Source organism: Aquabacter albus (assembly GCF_040049275.1).
Classification (GTDB): Bacteria; Pseudomonadota; Alphaproteobacteria; order Rhizobiales; family Xanthobacteraceae; genus Aquabacter.
The window spans coordinates 124,170-141,168 of the sequence record NZ_JBDZDT010000006.1 but is presented as its reverse complement, the minus strand read 5'-3'; the positions used below and the strand labels follow the sequence as shown (position 1 = coordinate 141,168).

Genomic DNA, 16,999 nt, shown 5'->3' with positions numbered 1-16,999 from the left:
TGCCTCCGGAGGCATCCGTGCCGACCCTGCTCCTGGTTCTCGCCGGCCTCATTCTCTCGTTCTCCACCGCCAGTGCCGACCCCATCCTTCCTGCACAGGACAAGGCCGGGTCGCTGATGAAGTACCAGGCGCTCATCGCCTCCGACCGGCGCGCGACGCTGGAAGCCTTCACCGGCAAGTCCATGAAGAACGAGACGGCGTTCGAGAATCTCGACGCCTGCACGCTGCGCCAGACCACGGAGGACGGCGCGGCCTCCATGCGCCTGTCCAAGGCGGTCACCGGCTGCGTCAAGGAACTCGGCCTGTAGTGCACAGCCGCGCGGGGGCGACGGATGTCTCTTAGAACCTTCAACCAGGGCTCGGCCCTGGCGTGCGGCTTCGCGGCTGCAGGCAAGCGGGGGCGGCCGTGATGGACGCCAAGGTCGCAACAGCTGTGCCCGCGCCTGTCCACATAACGGTGCCGTGGATCGCGCGCCGCCACGGCCGCATCCTTGCGGCGTTGGTGGCGGGGGCTGGCACGGCGCTCGCCACGCTGACCCTGCCTTTGCCGCTTCAGATCGTCGCCACGTTCGATGTGGCGGCGCTGACCTATGTGGCGCTGTTCTTCTGCATGGCCAACATGGCCTCGCCCGAGGAGGCGGCGGAGCTTTCCCGCCAGAGGGAGTCGATCGGGCGGCAGATGCTGGTCCTGGCGGTTCTCATGTCCTTGATCAGCCTGCTTGCGGTTCCAGCCCTTCAGATCAGCCTGAAGGACACCAACGGCTGGCTGGAGTTCGTCCACCTGACCGCTTCGCTGCTCGCCTTGTTCCTCAGCTGGACGCTGATGCAGATCTTCTTCTGCCTGGAATATATGTGCCTGCACTATGACGATGACGATCCCGCGGCGGGGGAAAGAGGGGTCCGTCGCCTGGATTTTCCATCGCGTCCGGTGCCCGATTTCTGGGACTTCATGTATTTCTCGTTCACCGTCGCCATGTGTTACGCAACATCGGACGTGACGATCAATGGCCACAGCTTGCGGCGATTGACGACGCTGCACGCGATCTTTTCGTTCTTCTACGTCATCATGATCATCGGTCTCGTCGTTAGCATCCTCGACGACGCCGTGTGATCCTCGCAGGGCCGCGATGGGGCGGGGCTCAATGCCCCGCGCCCTCGTTCTGGGTCCCGAACAGGCGGCCCCCTTCCGCCCAGAGCACCAGCACCACCGCCGCCGCCCCGAGCAGGAAATAGCCGAGCCCCAGCGGCAGCACCGTTCCATCAAACGAGCGGCCGACGATCATCCCCAGCGCCGCGCCCAGCAGCGTCGTGTAGAAGCCGATGAAGGACGAGGCGGTGCCCGCCACCGCCCCCAAAGGCTCCATGGCGATGGAATTGAAGTTCGGAACGGTGAGCGCGAACAGCGCCTGCGCCAATGCCAGCAGCGCGCAATAGAGGATGACGGGCGGCGGCCCGTCAAAGGCCAACGCGGCCACCACCTGGGCAAGGCCCAGCAGAGTGAAGCCGCACACGCCGAAATGCGACAGCCGCCGCATGCCGACGCTGCGCACCAGCTTGGCATTGATGAAGGAGGCCACCCCCATCACACCGGCAATGGCGGCAAAGGCGAGGGGAAACAGCAGGCCGAGATGGTAGACGCCGTCTTCGAAGATCTGCTGGCACATGGCGATATAGGCCATGAGGCACCCCATCATGAGGCCCATGGCGCTGGAATAGCCGAAGGTACGCCGGTTGGAGACAGTGCGCCTCACGCCGGCGAGGATCGCCTTCACCGAGAAGGGCACGCGGTATTCCGGATGGAGCGTCTCCGGCATGCGCAGGCCGAACCAGACCGCCAGGATCAGGCACAGCGTCAGCATGGCGCCGAAGATCATGTGCCATTCCCCGACCTGCAGGATGCCGCTGCCGATGCTTGGGGCGATCACGGGGATGATGAGGAACACCATCATGCAGAAGGACATGACGCGGGCCATCTCCCGCCCCTGGAAGCGGTCGCGCACGATGGCGATGGAGAGCACGCGGCCGGCGGCCGAGCCAAGCCCTTGGATCCCCCGCGCGATCAGGAGGGTGGTGAAGCTGTCCGCCATCATGGCCATGAGGCAGCCCACCGCATAGATGACGAGCCCCGCCATCAGCGCCTTCTTGCGCCCGATCACGTCGGAAATGGTGCCGAACACGATCTGCATGACGCCGAAGCCGACCATGTAGGCCGTGATGAGAAGCTGGAGGTCGTTGGCCTCGACCACCGAGAAATGCGCGCGGATGGGCCCGAAGGCCGGCAGCAGATTGTCGATGGAGAACGCCGTGATCCCCATCATGAGGGCGACGATGGCAACGAATTCGGCGAAGCCCGGCGCGGCGGTCTCCGCCTCCCCAGGCCGTCTATGAACATTCATCATGGAAGCTCGAAGAATGCCCGCGCAAGGCAGCGGGCCGTGAACATGGGTGTCTTCTAGACCCCGGCCTTGACGATTTGAAGGCTGTTTTCTGCAATTCTCGCTTCGACTTATGCGGGTCTGGCGCATGTCTTCGCGAGCGCTCCGCTTTTCCTCCCCTCCATGGGAACGGGTGCTTCACACGGACGTTGCCGGCAAAAAGGAAACGCAAGAGGCTGCTCATGGGTTCGGGACTGACGCACGGCGTGCCGCGCCATGCGGTGCATCTGTGCGTGGACATGCAGCGCCTGTTCTCTCCCGAGGGCCCATGGCCGACGCCCTGGATGCCGCGCGTGCTGCCAGTGGTGCGGCGCATCGCCGAGCGCCATGCGGCGCGCACCATCTTCACCCGCTTCGTGCCGCCGGAGCGGCCGGAGGACATGCCGGGCATGTGGCGGATCTACTACGAGCGCTGGCGGGAGGCGACGCGGGAGATTGTCGATCCAGCCCTCATCGGCCTCATGCCGGAGCTGGCTGCGCTCTCTCCGCCGGCCCCCACGCTGGACAAGCTCGGCTATTCCGCCTTCACGGCGCCGGACCTTCTGCCGGCGCTGCGCGGGCTCAGGGCGGGCTGCGTGATCGTGACGGGAGCGGAGACGGACGTGTGCGTCCTCTCATCGGTGATGGCGGCCATCGATCTCGGCCTGCGGGTGATCGTGGTGTCGGACGGGGTGTGCTCGTCATCCGACCAGGGGCACGATTTCCTCATCACCCTGTTCCGCGAGCGCTTCTCGTCCCAGGTGGAGACGGTGATGTCGGAGGAGCTTCTGGAGGCGTGGGCGGAGTAGTCCGAAAAAATGGCCGTCATGCCCGGGCTTGACCCGGGCATCTCCCGAAGCAGCGAGAGATCCCCGGATCAAGTCCGGGGATGACTGTCTCTTGGGGCCGTGAATCTCAGCGCGCCGCCACGGGCTGCGGGCGGCTGATGCCGAAGCGCACCTGATAGACCATGTAGTTCTCCATCACGCGCTGCACGTAATTGCGCGTCTCGGAGAAGGGGATGCACTCCACCCAGTCCACCGGGTCTACATCCTTGTCCCGCGGGTCGCCGTAGCGCTCGAACCATTTGCGCACGCTGCCGCGCCCCGCATTGTAGGCGGCGAAGACCAAAACGGGGTTGCCGCCGTAATTCTCCACCAGCTCGCCCAGCTCGGCCGCGCCGAACTGCACGTTGTAGGACTGGTCGCTCATGAGGCGGGCTTCATTATAGGGCGCGCCGGTCTGCTTGGAGACCTCGCGGCCCGCCGCCGGCGTCACCTGCATCAGGCCCATGGCCTTGGCGCTGGAGAGGGTGCGCGGGTTGAACTGGCTCTCCTGCCGCGCCACCGCATAGATCATGGCCTTGTCCACCGGATTGCCGATGGCGGTGTAGGAGGGGAGGCCGAAGGTGGGGAAGGCCTGAGCGTCGAGCGGGTGGCCCTCGAACACGCTCTCCTTGCCCACCACGAGCGCGCCGCGCGCGTCATTGTTGGCCTCGGCGAGCTGGGCGAGGAGGGCCAAATGCGAGCTGTCCTCCATGCGCCAGGCGAGGTCGTAATAGATGGTCATGGGCGTGTCGCGGTCGCCGATGGCATAGAGCAGCTTGATGGCGCGCACCGCCTCGATGCGGTCGAAGGTGGAGCGGGAGCCCGAGGTCTCCGGCGCGTGCCGCAGTGCCACCGGCGCGAGGCCGAGGCGGGTGCGGGCAAGCTGGCCGTAATAGGTGGTGGAATAGCGGGCCGCATTCTCATAGCGCGCCCGCGCCGTGCCGGTGTCGCCCATGGCCTCCGCCGCGCGGCCCTGCCAGTAGCCGGCGCGCGACAAGGTGATGGGGTTGGTCTGCTCGTCCGCGATATGGGCGAAATGGGCGGCGGCGGTGCGCGGATCCTTCAGGAAGCGCAACGCGATCCAGCCGGCGGTGAAGTGGGATTCCGCCCGGTAATTGTCGGCTGAGGGCGTCGCGGCGTCGGCGGCGACCTTGTAGGCGGTGCGCGCATCGCCCTCGTCCAGCAGCTCGCGAGCGACGAGGCGGCGCTCGATCCACCATTCGTCCGTGTCCACCTGGGCGGACGCCTTGTCGGAGGCGGCGAGCAGCGCCTGGGCGGCTTCCTGCGTGCGGTCGGCGCGGCGGGCGAGCTGAGATTTCGCAAACAGATAGGCCGGGTCGTTGGCGAGCGTCATGGGCACGTCCGCCAGGAGCTTCGCGCCGTCGGCATCCTTGCGGGCGATGGCGAGGCGCGCCTTGGTGAGGGCGACGATGTCCGAGCCCGCGCGGGCAGCGGCGCGCATGGCGCGCTCGGTGTCCGGCTTGTAGCTGAACTTGTCGGCGCGCGCCTTGTGGTCGGCGCGCGAGAGCAGCGTGCCGAATTCGCTCATCACCGTCTGCTCGGAGCTTTCCGAGAGATCATCGCTGCGCCACGCGTCGCGCACCAGCGCTGCGGTCATCTCGCGGTCGCCGGACGCGGCAAAGGCGCGGGCGAGGGCGATCTTGCCCGGGCCGGTGAGGGGCGCCTGGTCGCCGAAATAGGCCCGCACCACCGAGGGCGAGCGCTTCTCGGCGAAGAGGACCGCCTCGGCCTTCCGGCGCAGGGTGTTCTGGGTGGGCCAGCCCGGCTTGTCGCGCATGAAGCCGACAATGCCGTCGAAGCCGAGATCGTTGGCGGCGTTGCGGATCACCAGCCACGTCACCAGCGAGCGCGCCACCGGGTCGTCCAGCCCTTCGGCGGCGGCGAGCGCCTCCGAGCCCCGGGCATTCTTCGCGAGGGTGACGGCATTGCGCAGGGTGGACATGTCGCCGGTGAGCGCCGGGCCTGATGTGGCGGCCAGCGTCGGCGCCGGGCCCTTGGAGGCGGTCGCCTTGGAGGAGGGCTTTGCCGTGGATTTGGCGGCCGCCTTGCTGTCGGGCTTCTTCGCGTCAGTCTTCTTGGCATCGGCCTTCTTGCCGTCGCTCTTCTTGTCAGAGGTGCTGGCTGTGGGCTTCGACGTGGGCTTGGGCGCCGGCGTCGTGGATTTCGTCTTGCTGTCCTGAGGATCGGACGCGGCCATTGCCGGCACGGCGCAGGCGAGGGCGATCGCCAAAGCAGTGCGGGAAATCAGGCTGGTGGCAGACGGCATTCCGGATCCTCACGCCAGTGGAAGCTGGTTCGCTGCTATTTGTCCGCGATCGCGATTGACGAAACCCTAAAGCCTCGTCGAAACAGCGATGCGCGGCTCGGGCGGCTGCATCTGTCGCGCGACGTGTCTCTACTAGATTTTGGCAGGCGCCCCGCGCCCCCAACTCAAGCGTGGCCTTGCGTTTGTTCCGCAATCCCGCTCCCTCGACCGTGAACATCCAAAACGGGCGAAAACAGGGCCAGCTTCCTATCTTTGAAAGGTGCGCCCTTCCCGAGGGGGCCGCAACAGTTTATCTGATGCGGTCCGCCGGGGCGCATTGCCCTGGGGCACATCGTGAATCAGAACAAGGCACAGGCCATGTCCACCCCCTCGTCCGTGGAGCGCTTCCGCGGTTCCTTTACCGCACTCGTCACACCTTTTCGCGACGGCGCGCTGGACGAGAAAGCCTTCCGCGACCTCGTGGAATGGCAGATCGCCGAAGGCACCCACGGCCTCGTGCCCGTCGGCACCACCGGGGAAAGCCCCACGCTGACCCATGCCGAGCATGAGCAGGTGATCGAGTGGTGCGTGGACCAGGCGAAGGGCCGCGTGCCGGTCATCGCCGGCGCCGGCTCCAACAGCACGGTGGATGCGGTGGCCTTCTCCAGGCACGCCGAGAAGGTGGGCGCGGACGCGGTGCTGATCGTGACGCCCTATTACAACAAGCCGACCCAGGAAGGGCTCTTCCAGCACTTTAAGGCGGTGAACGATGCCATCGGGCTGCCGATCTTCATCTACAACATCCCGAGCCGCTCGGTGATCGACATGTCGGTGGAGACCATGTCCCGGCTCTATGAGCTGGAGAACATCGCCGGCGTGAAGGATGCCACCGCCAACCTCGCCCGCGTCTCGCTCCAGAGGCAGGCGCTGGGGCCGGACTTCATCCAGCTCTCCGGCGAGGACGCGACCGCTCTGGGCTTCAACGCTCATGGCGGGCAGGGCTGCATCTCGGTGGCCGCGAACGTCGCCCCGCGCCTGTGCTCGGAGTTCCAGACCGCCTGCCTTGCGGGTGACTACAAGGCGGCACTGGCGATACAGGATCTGCTGATGCCGCTGCACACGTCGCTGTTCCTGGAAACCAATCCTGCGCCGACGAAGTTCGCCCTCGCGACCCTCGGCAAGATGGTCGAGGACGTGCGCCTGCCCATGGTGCCCGTCTCCGACACCACGCGCGCCGTGGTGAAGCGGGCCATGGTGCATGCGGGATTGATCAACTGAGGCACGCGGGGGCGCGTTGCCCCGCGGGTGAGACATGACCGAGAAAAAGAAAAAGGAACTGCCCCGCAAGGTGGTCGCCGACAACCGGCGGGCGCGGTTCGACTATGACATCGGCGAGATCTTCGAAGCGGGGATCACGCTGACCGGGACCGAGGTGAAGAGCCTGCGCAGCGGCAAGGCGACGGTTGGCGAAAGCTATGCCGCCGCCAAGGCCGGCGAGATGTGGCTCTACAACGCCTTCATCCCGGAATATCTGGAAGCCAACCGCTTCAACCACGAGACGCGCCGCCCGCGGAAGCTCCTGCTGCACAAGCGCCAGATCAACAAGCTGGCCAATGCGGTGGAGCGCGAGGGCATGACCGTGGTGGCGCTCAAGATCTATTTCAACGAGCAGGGCCGCGCCAAGGTGGAGCTCGCCCTCGCCAAGGGCCGGAAGGCCCACGACAAGCGCGAGGCTGTCAAGGAGCGCGACTGGGGTCGCGACAAGGCCCGGCTGATGCGCGAGCGGGGCTGAGGAATTCAGCGCTGCCTTTGCAGTAAACGTGCTCCTGGAAGAATTGCGGCTTTAAGTTCCGGCCATCATTCTACTATATTTGGCGGAACACGAAGGTCCTCATCCCGTTCTCATGGTCGAACAGCATGGAGATTCGACCATGAGGAAGTTTGGATTTGCTATTGCCGTTGCGGCGTTGCTCGCCGGGACCTCGGTATACGCTGGCGATGACGGTGCAATTGCCGGCGGCGCGGCTGGTGCCGCCGCCGGAGCGGCCGTCGGCGGTCCCGTGGGCGCTGCGGTAGGGGCCGGTGTCGGCGCCACTGCAGGCGATGCGGCCACAGGACCGGACCGTGAGCGTGTGATCATCGACCGTCGCGGCGATCCCGACACAACCGGGTCCGTCAATTGCTCGTCCCGCACCGTCCATCGCGAGAACGGCATGGGCGATTCCACCACGGTGAAGCAGCAGTCCTGCAACTGACGTCATGTGTCGCGAGTGGCCGCAGCGGTGCATCCGCTGCGGCCTTTTGCTGTCCGCCTTGCCGAGGCGGGGTCGCCCGTGAATGATGCACCGCCTGAAAAGGGGGGGGGATCATGCGCGCGGCTTTCTACACCAGCCAGGGGCCTGCCAGAGAGGTGCTGAAGGTCGGCGAGCTGCCGACGCCGCAGCCCGGGCCGGGAGAGGTGCGCGTGCATCTTTCGGTCAGCGGCGCGAACCCGTCCGACTGGAAGGCGCGCAAAGGCGGCTACCGGCCCATGCCCGCAGATCTCGTGATCCCCCACAGCGACGGCGCGGGCGTGATCGATGCCATCGGTCCCGGCGTTTCGCCCGCCCGCCTCGGCGAGCGCGTCTGGACCTGGAACGGCCAGTGGAAGCGGGCCTTCGGCACGGCCGCGGAATACATCACCTTGCCCTCCGCCCAGGCCGTCCAGCTGCCGGAAGCGGTGGATTTCGAGGTGGGCGCCTGCCTCGGCATTCCGGTCTTCACCGCCCTCCAGGCGATCCGCACGGCGGACCCGAAGCCGGGCGAGACGATACTGATTGCCGGCGGGGCCGGTTCGGTGGGCCATTATGCCATCCAGCTCGCCAAGCGCCGCGGCGCGCAGGTGCTGACCACGGTGAGCAGCGATGCGAAGGCCGCCCACGCTCTGGCGGCTGGCGCGGACGCGGTGATCAATTATCGCACGGAGGATGTGGGCGAGCGGGTGCGGGCCCTTGTGCCCGAGGGCGTGGACGCTGTGGTGGAGATGGATCTCACCCGCAACGTTTCTTACTACCCCAGGATTCTGAAGCCTCACGCCACCTGCGCCGTCTACGGCATGTCGGCCAACGAGAGCACGCTGCCCAGCCTCGCGCTGATGGCGAACAACACCAGGCTTATCTTCCTTTTCATCTACGAGCTCACGGCCGCCGACCGCGCCGCCGGCCTCGCCGAAATCAACCAGCTTCTGGAGGCCGGCGCGCTCACCCACACCATCGCCCGCCGCATGCCGCTCGCCGACATCGCCGAGGCCCACGAACTGATCGAAGAGGGCAAGGTCACCGGCAATATCGTGCTGGAGATCGGGTGAGGGGACGGATTGCGGACAGGTCCGCTTATGGGCAGACTTAGCCGGACAGTTATTCCCAGAGATTGGAAGACCGTGAGCGATTGGACCCAGCTTCCCGACAACCTGCCGGTGCCCGAGGACGATGGCGGCGCGGACCATCTGCCGGGCCTGGAACTGCCCATCGTGCGGCTCCAGGGCACCCACGGGCATGTGGTGGACCTTTCATCCCTGTCCGGGCGGGTGGTGGTCTATTGCTATCCCCGCACCGGCGAGCCCGGTGCACCCAATCCCGACGGGTGGGATGAGATCCCCGGCGCGCGGGGCTGCACGCCGCAATCCTGTGCGTTCCGCGACCACCATGCGGACCTCACCGCCAGCGGCGTCACCCACGTCTTCGGTCTTTCCACGCAGAATACGGACTATCAGCGCGAAGTGGCCGAGCGGCTGCATTTGCCGTTCCCGCTGCTGTCAGACCATACGCTGGACTTCACCCGGGCCATCAACCTGCCCACCTTCGAGGCGGGGGGCATGACGCTGCTGAAGCGGATCACGCTGATCATCGAGGACGGGGCCATCGGCCACGTCTTCTATCCGGTCTTCCCGCCGAACCAGAACGCGGCCGATGTGCTGAGCTTCTGCCAGCGTCACCCCAGATAGGCGCGCACCGCGGAGAAGACGGCGCGGAACATGTCCGGCGTGAGCACGCCCGTATTGGTGTTGTAGCGCGAGCAGTGATAGCTGGAGAACAGTTCGAGATGGCCGATGGCGGCCCGCGCGCCATGGCCGAAGCGGACATGGGCGGGCCGGGCGCCCAGCGCTGCCACGGTGGAATCGTGAGCGATCTTGCCCAGCGTCACGACAGCCTTCAGGTTCGGCATGGCCGCAATGGCCGAGGCGAGGAAGGCGCGGCAGGTGCGGATTTCCAGAGGCGTCGGCTTGTTCTCCGGCGGCACGCACCGCACGGCGTTGACGATGCGCGCGTCATTGAGCGTCAGCCCGTCGTCCGGGCGCGCCTCATAACTGCCGGTGGCGAAGCCGTATTCGCCTAGCGTCGCATAGAGCAGGTCGCCGGCATAATCCCCGGTGAAGGGGCGGCCGGTGCGGTTCGCGCCGCGCAGGCCCGGCGCGAGACCGACAATAAGCAGCCGTGCCCCGTGCGGGCCGAAGCCCGCCACGGGTGCGTTGAACCAGCCCGGCTCCGCGGCGCGCCAGGCGTCGCGGAAATCGGCTAAGCGAGGGCAAAGCGGGCAGTCATGCCCGGGTTCGTGCTCCACGCCTCAGGGCTCGCTGCCTTCAGGACCTCCGCGCCGCTCCAGGAAGCGGGGCGTCTCCTGCATGCGGCCCTGGCGCTCGGACGGGTCGCGTCCGATCTTGGGCTGCAGCTCGACGAGGTCGATGAAGATATCCGCCTGCCGGCGCAAATCGTCCGCGATCAGCGGCGGCTGCGTGGCAATGGTGGATACAACACTGACGCGCATGCCTTTGCGCTGGAGTGCCTCCACAAGCGAGCGGAAGTCGCCGTCGCCGGAGAACAGCACGATGTGGTCCACGTGGCCTGCGAGCTCCATGGCATCGACCGCAATTTCGATGTCCATATTGCCCCGCACGCGACGGCGTCCCTGCGCGTCGGTGAATTCGCGCGCAAGCTTGGTCACGACCGAATAACCGTTATAATCGAGCCAATCGAGCAGGGGCCGAATGGACGAATATTCCTGGTCTTCGATCAAGGTGGTGTAATAGAAAGCACGAAGAAGATATCCTCGAGACTGGAATTCCTTCAGCAATCTCTTGTAGTCGATATCAAATCCTAGTGCTTTAGTCGCAGAGTAGAGATTTGCGCCATCTATGAGGAGCGCAATTTTTTCATTTCCGATCATTCACAGGCCCGCAACTGGAAGCTGTCTTTCTTGTGGAAAGACTTTAAAGTGCCGCCCCCGGCGCGCCTTTCTCCTATTTTCCTATACAAAGTGCAAGAGAAAAGAAGAAATTCCGGCTTGCCACGCGATGTTTTTTGAGGTAGTAAGGCCGGCTTCCGAAATTACCGTCACAACCACCCTGCTCGAGGGAGTGCCGAGTCCATGGCCCGTGTTACCGTTGAGGACTGCATCGACAAGGTGGACAACCGCTTCGAGCTGGTTCTCCTCGCCGGCCATCGCGCCCGCATGATTTCGTCCGGTTCTCCGATCACGGTCGACCGCGACAACGACAAGAACCCCGTGGTCGCCCTGCGCGAGATCGCTGACGAGACGGTCAGCCCCGAGGATCTGAAGGAAGACCTGATCCACTCGCTCCAGAAGTACACCGAGGTGGACGAGCCGGAGCCCGAGACCGTTCCCATGATCGCATCCAGCGAGCAGAGCTCGGTGGACGATGCGGATATCGTCATGGATCGCATGACCGAGGAAGAGCTCCTCGCCGGCCTCCAGGGCCTGGTCCCGCCCGAGCATTCGGACGACGACGAGGGCTGAGCTTTCGGCGCGCTTCGCCGAGCTTCCTTTCCGATGTTAAATAAAAGCGCGGCTGAACGATTCAGCCGCGCTTTTATTTTGCCGCTGCCATGGCCAAGGTGCCGCCAGGTGTGGGCTTGGCCGCCTGCTCGGCGGGGGATTGTTGTGTCGCCTCCGCATGTTGGCGAGGCCGGAGCTCCATGTTAGAAAAGCCCTGAAGCGGGGGCTTTCCATGATTTCTTGTGTCCAGTCCATTTCGCGCGTGCGAGGTCAATTTCAGGTCGGCACGCACCTTCGGCCGGCGCTGGCTGCTATCCTGATCCTGTCCTCTCCAGCCGCGTTCGCGCAGAGCTGGAGCATGTATGACAATTATTCGCTCTCCTACACCATCCCATTCGCGGCGGGAAAAGGGCCGGACTATAGCTCCGGATCCACGAGCATGTGGCTCGATCTGGCCGTCGGGCTTCCAGGCACGCAAGGGCATCTCATCGCGCCGTTCCAGGTGGATACGGGCTCCGTGGGGATGGTGGTTCCATCCTATATGGTGCCCCATTACGTGCCCCCGAGCCAGCTTGAGAAGCTGAGCTTTTCGTCCAGCAACAACTACGCCATGGGAAGCTGGGCGACCATGGCCGTCACCTTCACCGACGGCATCCCGGTGAATGGTGTGCTGCCCACGGCGCAAGTCCCTGTATTCATTGAGCAATCAGCCTACTATGCTAAAACCGGCGACACCGTCGAATGCTCCAGAGAAGTCACCGGCCGCGGGTGCATCTATCAGCTGGGCGTCGGCTATGGGCGTTCCGGGAAGGGCGATTCGTTCACGCCGAGCCCGAGCCTTAATCCCCTCCTGAACATTGCCGGGATGACCGGTGCGAACCCCACCATACGCGCCGGCTACATGATTACGGCGGACGGCATCGTCGCGGGTCTGACGAAGGAGAATGCGGGCAGCGGTTTCGCTTATGTGAAGCTTCAGCCCAGCACCGCCATCCCCGGGGACTGGCAGACGCTGCCCGGCCAGTTCTATGTCAACCAGCAGCAAGTGACCGTCAACAACACCATGCTGTTGGATTCCGGCCTGTCCTATCTCTGGTCGACATTCGGCGGGCAGGTGAGGCCGGTCACGTGCCCGGAGGACTCCGCCTTTACGTGCGCGCCCTCCGGCACCGCCTTCACCATTGTGCTTGGCGCGGCCGGCAACCCGAACCAGATCCGCTACTCCTACGTGGAGGGCGACGCCGGCAACAGCGAGCTCGCGCCCTGGTATAGCCGCGTGAATACAGTGCCGGGCGAGGTGAACACCGGCGTCCACGCCTTCGCCGGCTTCACGTATTTCTATGATGCGGCGGGGGGCTATGTGGGCTTCCAGCCGGCGCCGGGGATGGAAGACAGCATCGTCTTCAACGCCTCCCTGGCGGTGACCGGGACGGTCGCCCTTAACAGCGGCTTCTCCTCCGACATCCCGGTCTTCGTGGCCGACGCGACGACGCTCCTGACGCCGGATGCCGCGCTGTTCGCCGGCGATGTGACGGGCAATGGCGCCCTCAATATCGGCGGGCCGGGCACCGTCATGTTCACCGGCAATGTGACCCTGCCGTCGGGCATCCTGGTCTCCAGCGGCGGCCTCTCCCTCGGCGGCGCCACCGCTGCAAACATCCAGGTCTCCGCCCAGACGAGCCTTGCGAACAGCGGCACCCTGACGGGCGCCGTCACCAATGCCGGCATGTTCGCGAATTCGGGCACCATGATTGGCGCGCTCACGTCCAGCGGAAGCGTGCAGAATACCGGCCAGATCCAGGGGAGCGTGGTCAATTCCGGCAGCTTCGCCAACAGCGCCAGCGGCGTTCTGTCCGGCAATTTCAGCAACACCGGATTTTTTGGCAATGACGGGACCCTGACGGGCACGCTCACCAACAGCGCCACCGTGCAGAGCACCGGCCAGATTCAAGGCAGCGTCATCAATTCCGGCGTCTTCACCAATAGCGGCACGCAGACCGGCGGGGTGCAGAATTCCGGGACGCTCACCAATAGCGGAACCCTGGCCGGGCCCCTTTCCAATAGCGGCAGTGTTCAAAATGGCGGGCAGATCCAGGGCAACGTGGTGAACGGCGGGACATTCGCCAACACCGGAACCCTGGCGGGCACCCTCACCAACACCGCCAACGCGCAGAATATCGGCCTGATCCAGGGCGGCGCCGTCAACTCCGGCAGCTTCGCGAACGGTGGCACCCTGACGGGCGGTCTCACCAACACGGCCACCGCGCAGAATGCCGGGCGGATCGAAGGCGGGGTGGTCAATTCCTCTACCTTCTTCACTTCCGGCGTCGTCGTCGGTGCGTTCAGCAACAGCGCGAACGCGCAAAGCACCGGCCAGATCCAGGGCGATGTCCTCAATACCGGCACGTTCTCCAATGACGGCACCGTCACCGGCACGGTGACGAACCGCGCACTGCTCATCGGCAACGGCATCATCAAAGGGGACCTCGTCTCCTCCGGCCGTGTCTCGCCCGGCCACTCCATTGGCACCATCCAGGTGAACGGCAATGTTTCGCTGGCCTCGACCGCGGTCTATACGGCGGAGATCGGGCCCAACGGCACTAGCGATCTCTTGTCGGCCACGGGCGTGCTGGCGAGCGACGGGGCGACACTCCAGGTCCTGGCGCTGCCGGGCTTCAACCCCACCCTCGGCTCCAGCTACACCCTGATGACCGCCGGCGGCGGGGTGGTGGGCAGCTTCGTGCTCGACCCCGTGCATTTCGGCACCACCTCGTCCCTCTATCCCTTCCTGGCGATCGAGGTTTCCACCAACAATGGCGTCAGCATTGGTCTGGCGCGCAGCCCGGTGCCGTTCGCCGCCTTCGCCATCACGCCCAACCAGATGGCGGTGGCGGCGGCCGCCGATCAATTGTCCAGCACGACGCCTCTCGCCGCCGCGCTTGCCGGCGTCACCGCCACCGGAGCACCCGTCGCTTTTGCGCAGCTCGACGGTGACGTCTACGCCTCGGCCCAGAGCGTGCTCCAGCAGCAGTCGGCCTATGTCCGCAACGCGGTGACGGGCCGCCTCCTCCAGGGGACGGCCAGCGCGCCGGCGGGTGCCGGGCCGAAGGCCGTGGACATGCCGGGCATCAGCGGCGCGACCTTGTGGGGACAGGCTTATGCCGGCTGGGGCGCCAATGACGGCAACTTCAACGCCTCGGGCACTTCCAGCTCCATCGGAGGCTTCATCATGGGCCTCGATACCCTGATGGCGGACTGGCGGGTGGGACTTGCGGCGGGCTTCAGCCAGTCGCAATACGATCTCAACAGCGCCACTTCGAGCGGCGAATCCGACAATTACGATCTCGCGCTCTATGCCGGCCGCAGCTTCGGCGCGTTCAATCTGAGGTTCGGCGCCGCTTATTCCTGGCACGACATGTCGTCCCAGCGCACCGTGGCCCTTCCCAATCTCGTCCAGTCCTACAGCGCGGGCTATGACGGCGACACGGCGCAGGCGTTCGGCGAGGTGGGATACGGTTTCCTCTTCTCCGGGTTTGGGGTTCCGGTCGGCATCGAGCCCTTTGCAGGCCTGTCCTATGTGGCGCTGTCCACCGATGGCTTCTCGGAAGGCGTGGGCGCGGCGGCGCTCACGGGCACGGGGAGCGATTTCGACACGCTCTCCACCACGCTTGGCGTGCGCGGCGCCATGACCGTGGCGGCAGGCGCGATGCCGGTGACGCTGACGGGAACGCTCGGCTGGCAGCACGACTTCGGCGATCTCACGCCCGCAAGCACGCTCGCCTTCACGGCTGGCGCCTCGCCCTTCACCATCTATGGTGCCCCGCTTGCCTCGGACGCGCTGATCGCCGCGGCGGGCCTGTCCGCCCAGGTGAGCCAGAACCTCAGCGTGGGCGTCAGCTATAGCGGGCAGATCTCGTCGGACGTGACGGAAAATGCCGTGAAGGGCAGCGTCCTCTGGGCGTTTTGATGTCTCTGACAGCCGACCGCGCACGCTTGTTCCGGGTGCTGCGCGCTCCCTCTCCCGCTTGCGGGGGAGGGCTGGGGAGGGGGAAATGCCGCGCCCTCCCAGATTCCCAGCTTAACTCTGCTTGAGATGCCCCCTCCCTAACCCTCCCCCGCAAGCGGGAGAGGGGACTATGGCCCGCCGGTGAGATGCCCGGGTCAAAGCCCGGGCATGACGGCTAAAGGGCGGAAGGACGTGTGGCGCGCCGGCTCAGAACCCGACGGCCGTTCCCCGCAAATCGTAGGCATCCGCCCCGTCGATCTTCACGCTGGCGATCTCGCCCACGCGCAGCGGACGGCGCGAAGCCACGTGCACGCGCCCGTCGATCTCCGGTGCGTCGCCCTTGGTGCGGCCGATGGCGCCGGTCGGCGTCACGCTGTCGATGATCACCTGCTGGCGCGTGCCCACCTTCTTCTTCAGGCGGCGCGCCGAGATGGCCTGCTGGGTGCGCATGAAGCGGTCATAGCGCTCGGCCTTCACCTCGTCCGGGACGGGGAGGGCGATGTCGTTGGCGGGCGCGCCGGCCACCGGCTCGAACTTGAAGCAGCCGACCCGGTCCAGCTCCGCCTCTTCGAGGAAGGAGAGAAGCTCCTGGAACTCCGCCTCGGTCTCGCCGGGGAAGCCGACGATGAAGGTGGAGCGCAGCGTCAGGTCCGGCACGGCCGCCCGCCATGCCTGGACGCGCGCCAGGGTCTTTTCCTGGGAGGCCGGACGCTTCATACGGCGCAGCACGTCCGGGCTCGCATGCTGGAAGGGGATGTCGAGATAGGGCAGCACCTTGCCGGCCGACATCAGCTCCATCACCCGGTCCACGTGCGGGTAGGGATAGACATAGTGCAGCCGGATCCAGGCGCCGAGCTCGCCCAGGGCCTCGGCGAGGTCGTAGAAGCGGGCTTGGCGCTCCTTCTCCCGCCATGTGCTGGCGGCATATTTGATGTCGACGCCATAGGCCGAGGTGTCCTGGGAAATCACCAGGAGTTCCTTGACCCCTGCGTTCACCAGCCGCTCGGCCTCGCGCATCACGTCCGCGAGCGGGCGGCTGACGAGGTCGCCGCGGAGCTTCGGGATGATGCAGAAGGTGCAGCGATTGTTGCAGCCTTCGGAAATCTTCAGATAGGCATAGTGGCGCGGGGTGAGCTTGATGCCGTGCTCGGGCACCAGATCAAGGAAGGGATCGTGCTGCGGCGGCACCGCCTCGTGGACGGCGGCAAGCACGCTCTCATATTGCTGCGGGCCGGTGACGGCGAGCACGCCGGGATGCACCTGCCGGATCTGCTCGGGCTCGGCGCCCATGCAGCCGGTGACCACCACCTTGCCGTTTTCCGCCAGCGCATCGCCGATGGCCGCTAAGCTTTCCGCCTTGGCGCTGTCGAGGAAGCCGCAGGTGTTGACGATGACGAGGTCGGCGCCGTCATGGTTGCGCGACAGCTCGTACCCCTCCGCCCGCAGGCGCGTGATGATGCGCTCGCTGTCCACCAGCGCCTTGGGGCAGCCGAGGGAGACGAACGAAATACGGGGTGCATCCTTCGACGCGGCTTTGGGCGCGAGTTCGGCCATGAGGCGGGCTGAAGCCATTCATGTTGATAAGACTAGAGCGGTTAAGGGAGGAGTGCGCCCGCGTCAATCCCGCGACGGCATTTGGGGGCCGCGGCGCATCAAAATGCGGAGAGCGCGCGAGGCGCACTCCGCTGCAGGGGCGGGAGAGAGACCGCCGCTC

At 65.8% G+C, this 16,999-nt stretch carries 15 protein-coding genes; 10 read left to right on the top strand and 5 right to left on the bottom strand.

Annotated features, from left to right (window positions below; genetic code table 11):
• Window positions 1-17 precede the first annotated feature (17 nt).
• Entirely contained in the window at window positions 18-308 is a 291-nt protein-coding gene (locus ABLE91_RS16275; RefSeq protein WP_348932311.1) for a hypothetical protein, read from the top strand.
• Window positions 309-409: 101 nt separating this feature from the next.
• Entirely contained in the window at window positions 410-1,111 is a 702-nt protein-coding gene (locus tag ABLE91_RS16270) for a DUF1345 domain-containing protein (RefSeq protein WP_348932309.1), read from the top strand.
• Between the two features lie 28 nt (window positions 1,112-1,139).
• Here ABLE91_RS16270 and ABLE91_RS16265 read toward each other — a convergent pair whose 3' ends face one another.
• Entirely contained in the window at window positions 1,140-2,396 is a 1,257-nt protein-coding gene (locus tag ABLE91_RS16265; RefSeq protein WP_348932307.1) for a multidrug effflux MFS transporter, read from the bottom strand.
• Between the two features lie 221 nt (window positions 2,397-2,617).
• On the opposite strand from ABLE91_RS16265, the gene ABLE91_RS16260 reads away from it, so the two are divergent.
• Entirely contained in the window at window positions 2,618-3,223 is a 606-nt protein-coding gene (locus ABLE91_RS16260) for a cysteine hydrolase family protein (RefSeq protein WP_348932304.1), read from the top strand.
• A 106-nt stretch (window positions 3,224-3,329) separates the two neighbouring features.
• Here ABLE91_RS16260 and ABLE91_RS16255 read toward each other — a convergent pair whose 3' ends face one another.
• A complete protein-coding gene (locus ABLE91_RS16255; RefSeq protein ID WP_348932303.1) occupies window positions 3,330-5,528 on the bottom strand; it encodes a transglycosylase SLT domain-containing protein in 2,199 nt (732 codons plus the stop codon).
• A 357-nt stretch (window positions 5,529-5,885) separates the two neighbouring features.
• Between ABLE91_RS16255 and dapA the strand changes: the two genes are divergently transcribed.
• From dapA to ABLE91_RS16230, 5 genes are all read left to right on the top strand, one after another.
• Complete coding sequence (gene dapA / locus ABLE91_RS16250; RefSeq protein ID WP_348932998.1) at window positions 5,886-6,785, top strand: 4-hydroxy-tetrahydrodipicolinate synthase; 900 nt, start codon at window positions 5,886-5,888, stop codon at window positions 6,783-6,785.
• Between the two features lie 34 nt (window positions 6,786-6,819).
• Complete coding sequence (smpB, locus tag ABLE91_RS16245; RefSeq protein WP_348932301.1) at window positions 6,820-7,299, top strand: SsrA-binding protein SmpB; 480 nt, start codon at window positions 6,820-6,822, stop codon at window positions 7,297-7,299.
• 139 nt (window positions 7,300-7,438) lie between these two features.
• Window positions 7,439-7,762, top strand: coding sequence for a hypothetical protein (locus ABLE91_RS16240; protein ID WP_348932299.1), 324 nt, complete (start codon window positions 7,439-7,441; stop codon window positions 7,760-7,762).
• A 113-nt stretch (window positions 7,763-7,875) separates the two neighbouring features.
• A complete protein-coding gene (locus tag ABLE91_RS16235; protein WP_348932297.1) occupies window positions 7,876-8,853 on the top strand; it encodes an NADPH:quinone reductase in 978 nt (325 codons plus the stop codon).
• Between the two features lie 72 nt (window positions 8,854-8,925).
• Window positions 8,926-9,489, top strand: a complete 564-nt coding sequence (locus ABLE91_RS16230; protein ID WP_348932295.1) for a peroxiredoxin — start codon at window positions 8,926-8,928, stop codon at window positions 9,487-9,489.
• On the opposite strand, the gene ABLE91_RS16225 is transcribed toward ABLE91_RS16230, so the two are convergent.
• Both ABLE91_RS16225 and ABLE91_RS16220 read right to left on the bottom strand, forming a co-directional pair.
• Window positions 9,477-10,106: a uracil-DNA glycosylase gene (locus tag ABLE91_RS16225; protein WP_348932292.1), complete on the bottom strand. Its 630-nt coding sequence runs from the start codon at window positions 10,104-10,106 to the stop codon at window positions 9,477-9,479. The two genes, ABLE91_RS16230 and ABLE91_RS16225, sit on opposite strands and share 13 nt — an antisense overlap.
• A 3-nt stretch (window positions 10,107-10,109) precedes the next feature.
• Window positions 10,110-10,709: a LabA-like NYN domain-containing protein gene (locus ABLE91_RS16220; protein ID WP_348932291.1), complete on the bottom strand. Its 600-nt coding sequence runs from the start codon at window positions 10,707-10,709 to the stop codon at window positions 10,110-10,112.
• A gap of 201 nt (window positions 10,710-10,910) precedes the next feature.
• Between ABLE91_RS16220 and rpoZ the strand changes: the two genes are divergently transcribed.
• The gene (gene rpoZ / locus ABLE91_RS16215; protein WP_348932288.1) at window positions 10,911-11,300 is read left to right on the top strand and encodes a DNA-directed RNA polymerase subunit omega; all 390 of its coding nucleotides are present in this window, start codon (window positions 10,911-10,913) and stop codon (window positions 11,298-11,300) included.
• Window positions 11,301-11,637: 337 nt separating this feature from the next.
• A complete protein-coding gene (locus ABLE91_RS16210) occupies window positions 11,638-15,246 on the top strand; it encodes an autotransporter outer membrane beta-barrel domain-containing protein (protein ID WP_348932286.1) in 3,609 nt (1,202 codons plus the stop codon).
• Window positions 15,247-15,492: 246 nt separating this feature from the next.
• Here ABLE91_RS16210 and rimO read toward each other — a convergent pair whose 3' ends face one another.
• Complete coding sequence (rimO, locus tag ABLE91_RS16205; RefSeq protein ID WP_510181959.1) at window positions 15,493-16,857, bottom strand: 30S ribosomal protein S12 methylthiotransferase RimO; 1,365 nt, start codon at window positions 16,855-16,857, stop codon at window positions 15,493-15,495.
• Window positions 16,858-16,999: the final 142 nt, after the last annotated feature.

Coding starts and splice junctions, on each gene's coding strand:
- ABLE91_RS16270 (WP_348932309.1), top strand. CDS start 410: ATGGACGCCAAGGTCGCAACAGCTGTGCCCGCGCCTGTCCACATAACG.
- ABLE91_RS16265 (WP_348932307.1), bottom strand. CDS start 2,396: ATGAATGTTCATAGACGGCCTGGGGAGGCGGAGACCGCCGCGCCGGGC.
- ABLE91_RS16260 (WP_348932304.1), top strand. CDS start 2,618: ATGGGTTCGGGACTGACGCACGGCGTGCCGCGCCATGCGGTGCATCTG.
- ABLE91_RS16255 (WP_348932303.1), bottom strand. CDS start 5,528: ATGCCGTCTGCCACCAGCCTGATTTCCCGCACTGCTTTGGCGATCGCC.
- dapA (WP_348932998.1), top strand. CDS start 5,886: ATGTCCACCCCCTCGTCCGTGGAGCGCTTCCGCGGTTCCTTTACCGCA.
- smpB (WP_348932301.1), top strand. CDS start 6,820: ATGACCGAGAAAAAGAAAAAGGAACTGCCCCGCAAGGTGGTCGCCGAC.
- ABLE91_RS16240 (WP_348932299.1), top strand. CDS start 7,439: ATGAGGAAGTTTGGATTTGCTATTGCCGTTGCGGCGTTGCTCGCCGGG.
- ABLE91_RS16235 (WP_348932297.1), top strand. CDS start 7,876: ATGCGCGCGGCTTTCTACACCAGCCAGGGGCCTGCCAGAGAGGTGCTG.
- ABLE91_RS16220 (WP_348932291.1), bottom strand. CDS start 10,709: ATGATCGGAAATGAAAAAATTGCGCTCCTCATAGATGGCGCAAATCTC.
- rpoZ (WP_348932288.1), top strand. CDS start 10,911: ATGGCCCGTGTTACCGTTGAGGACTGCATCGACAAGGTGGACAACCGC.
- ABLE91_RS16210 (WP_348932286.1), top strand. CDS start 11,638: ATGTATGACAATTATTCGCTCTCCTACACCATCCCATTCGCGGCGGGA.
- rimO (WP_510181959.1), bottom strand. CDS start 16,857: ATGGCTTCAGCCCGCCTCATGGCCGAACTCGCGCCCAAAGCCGCGTCG.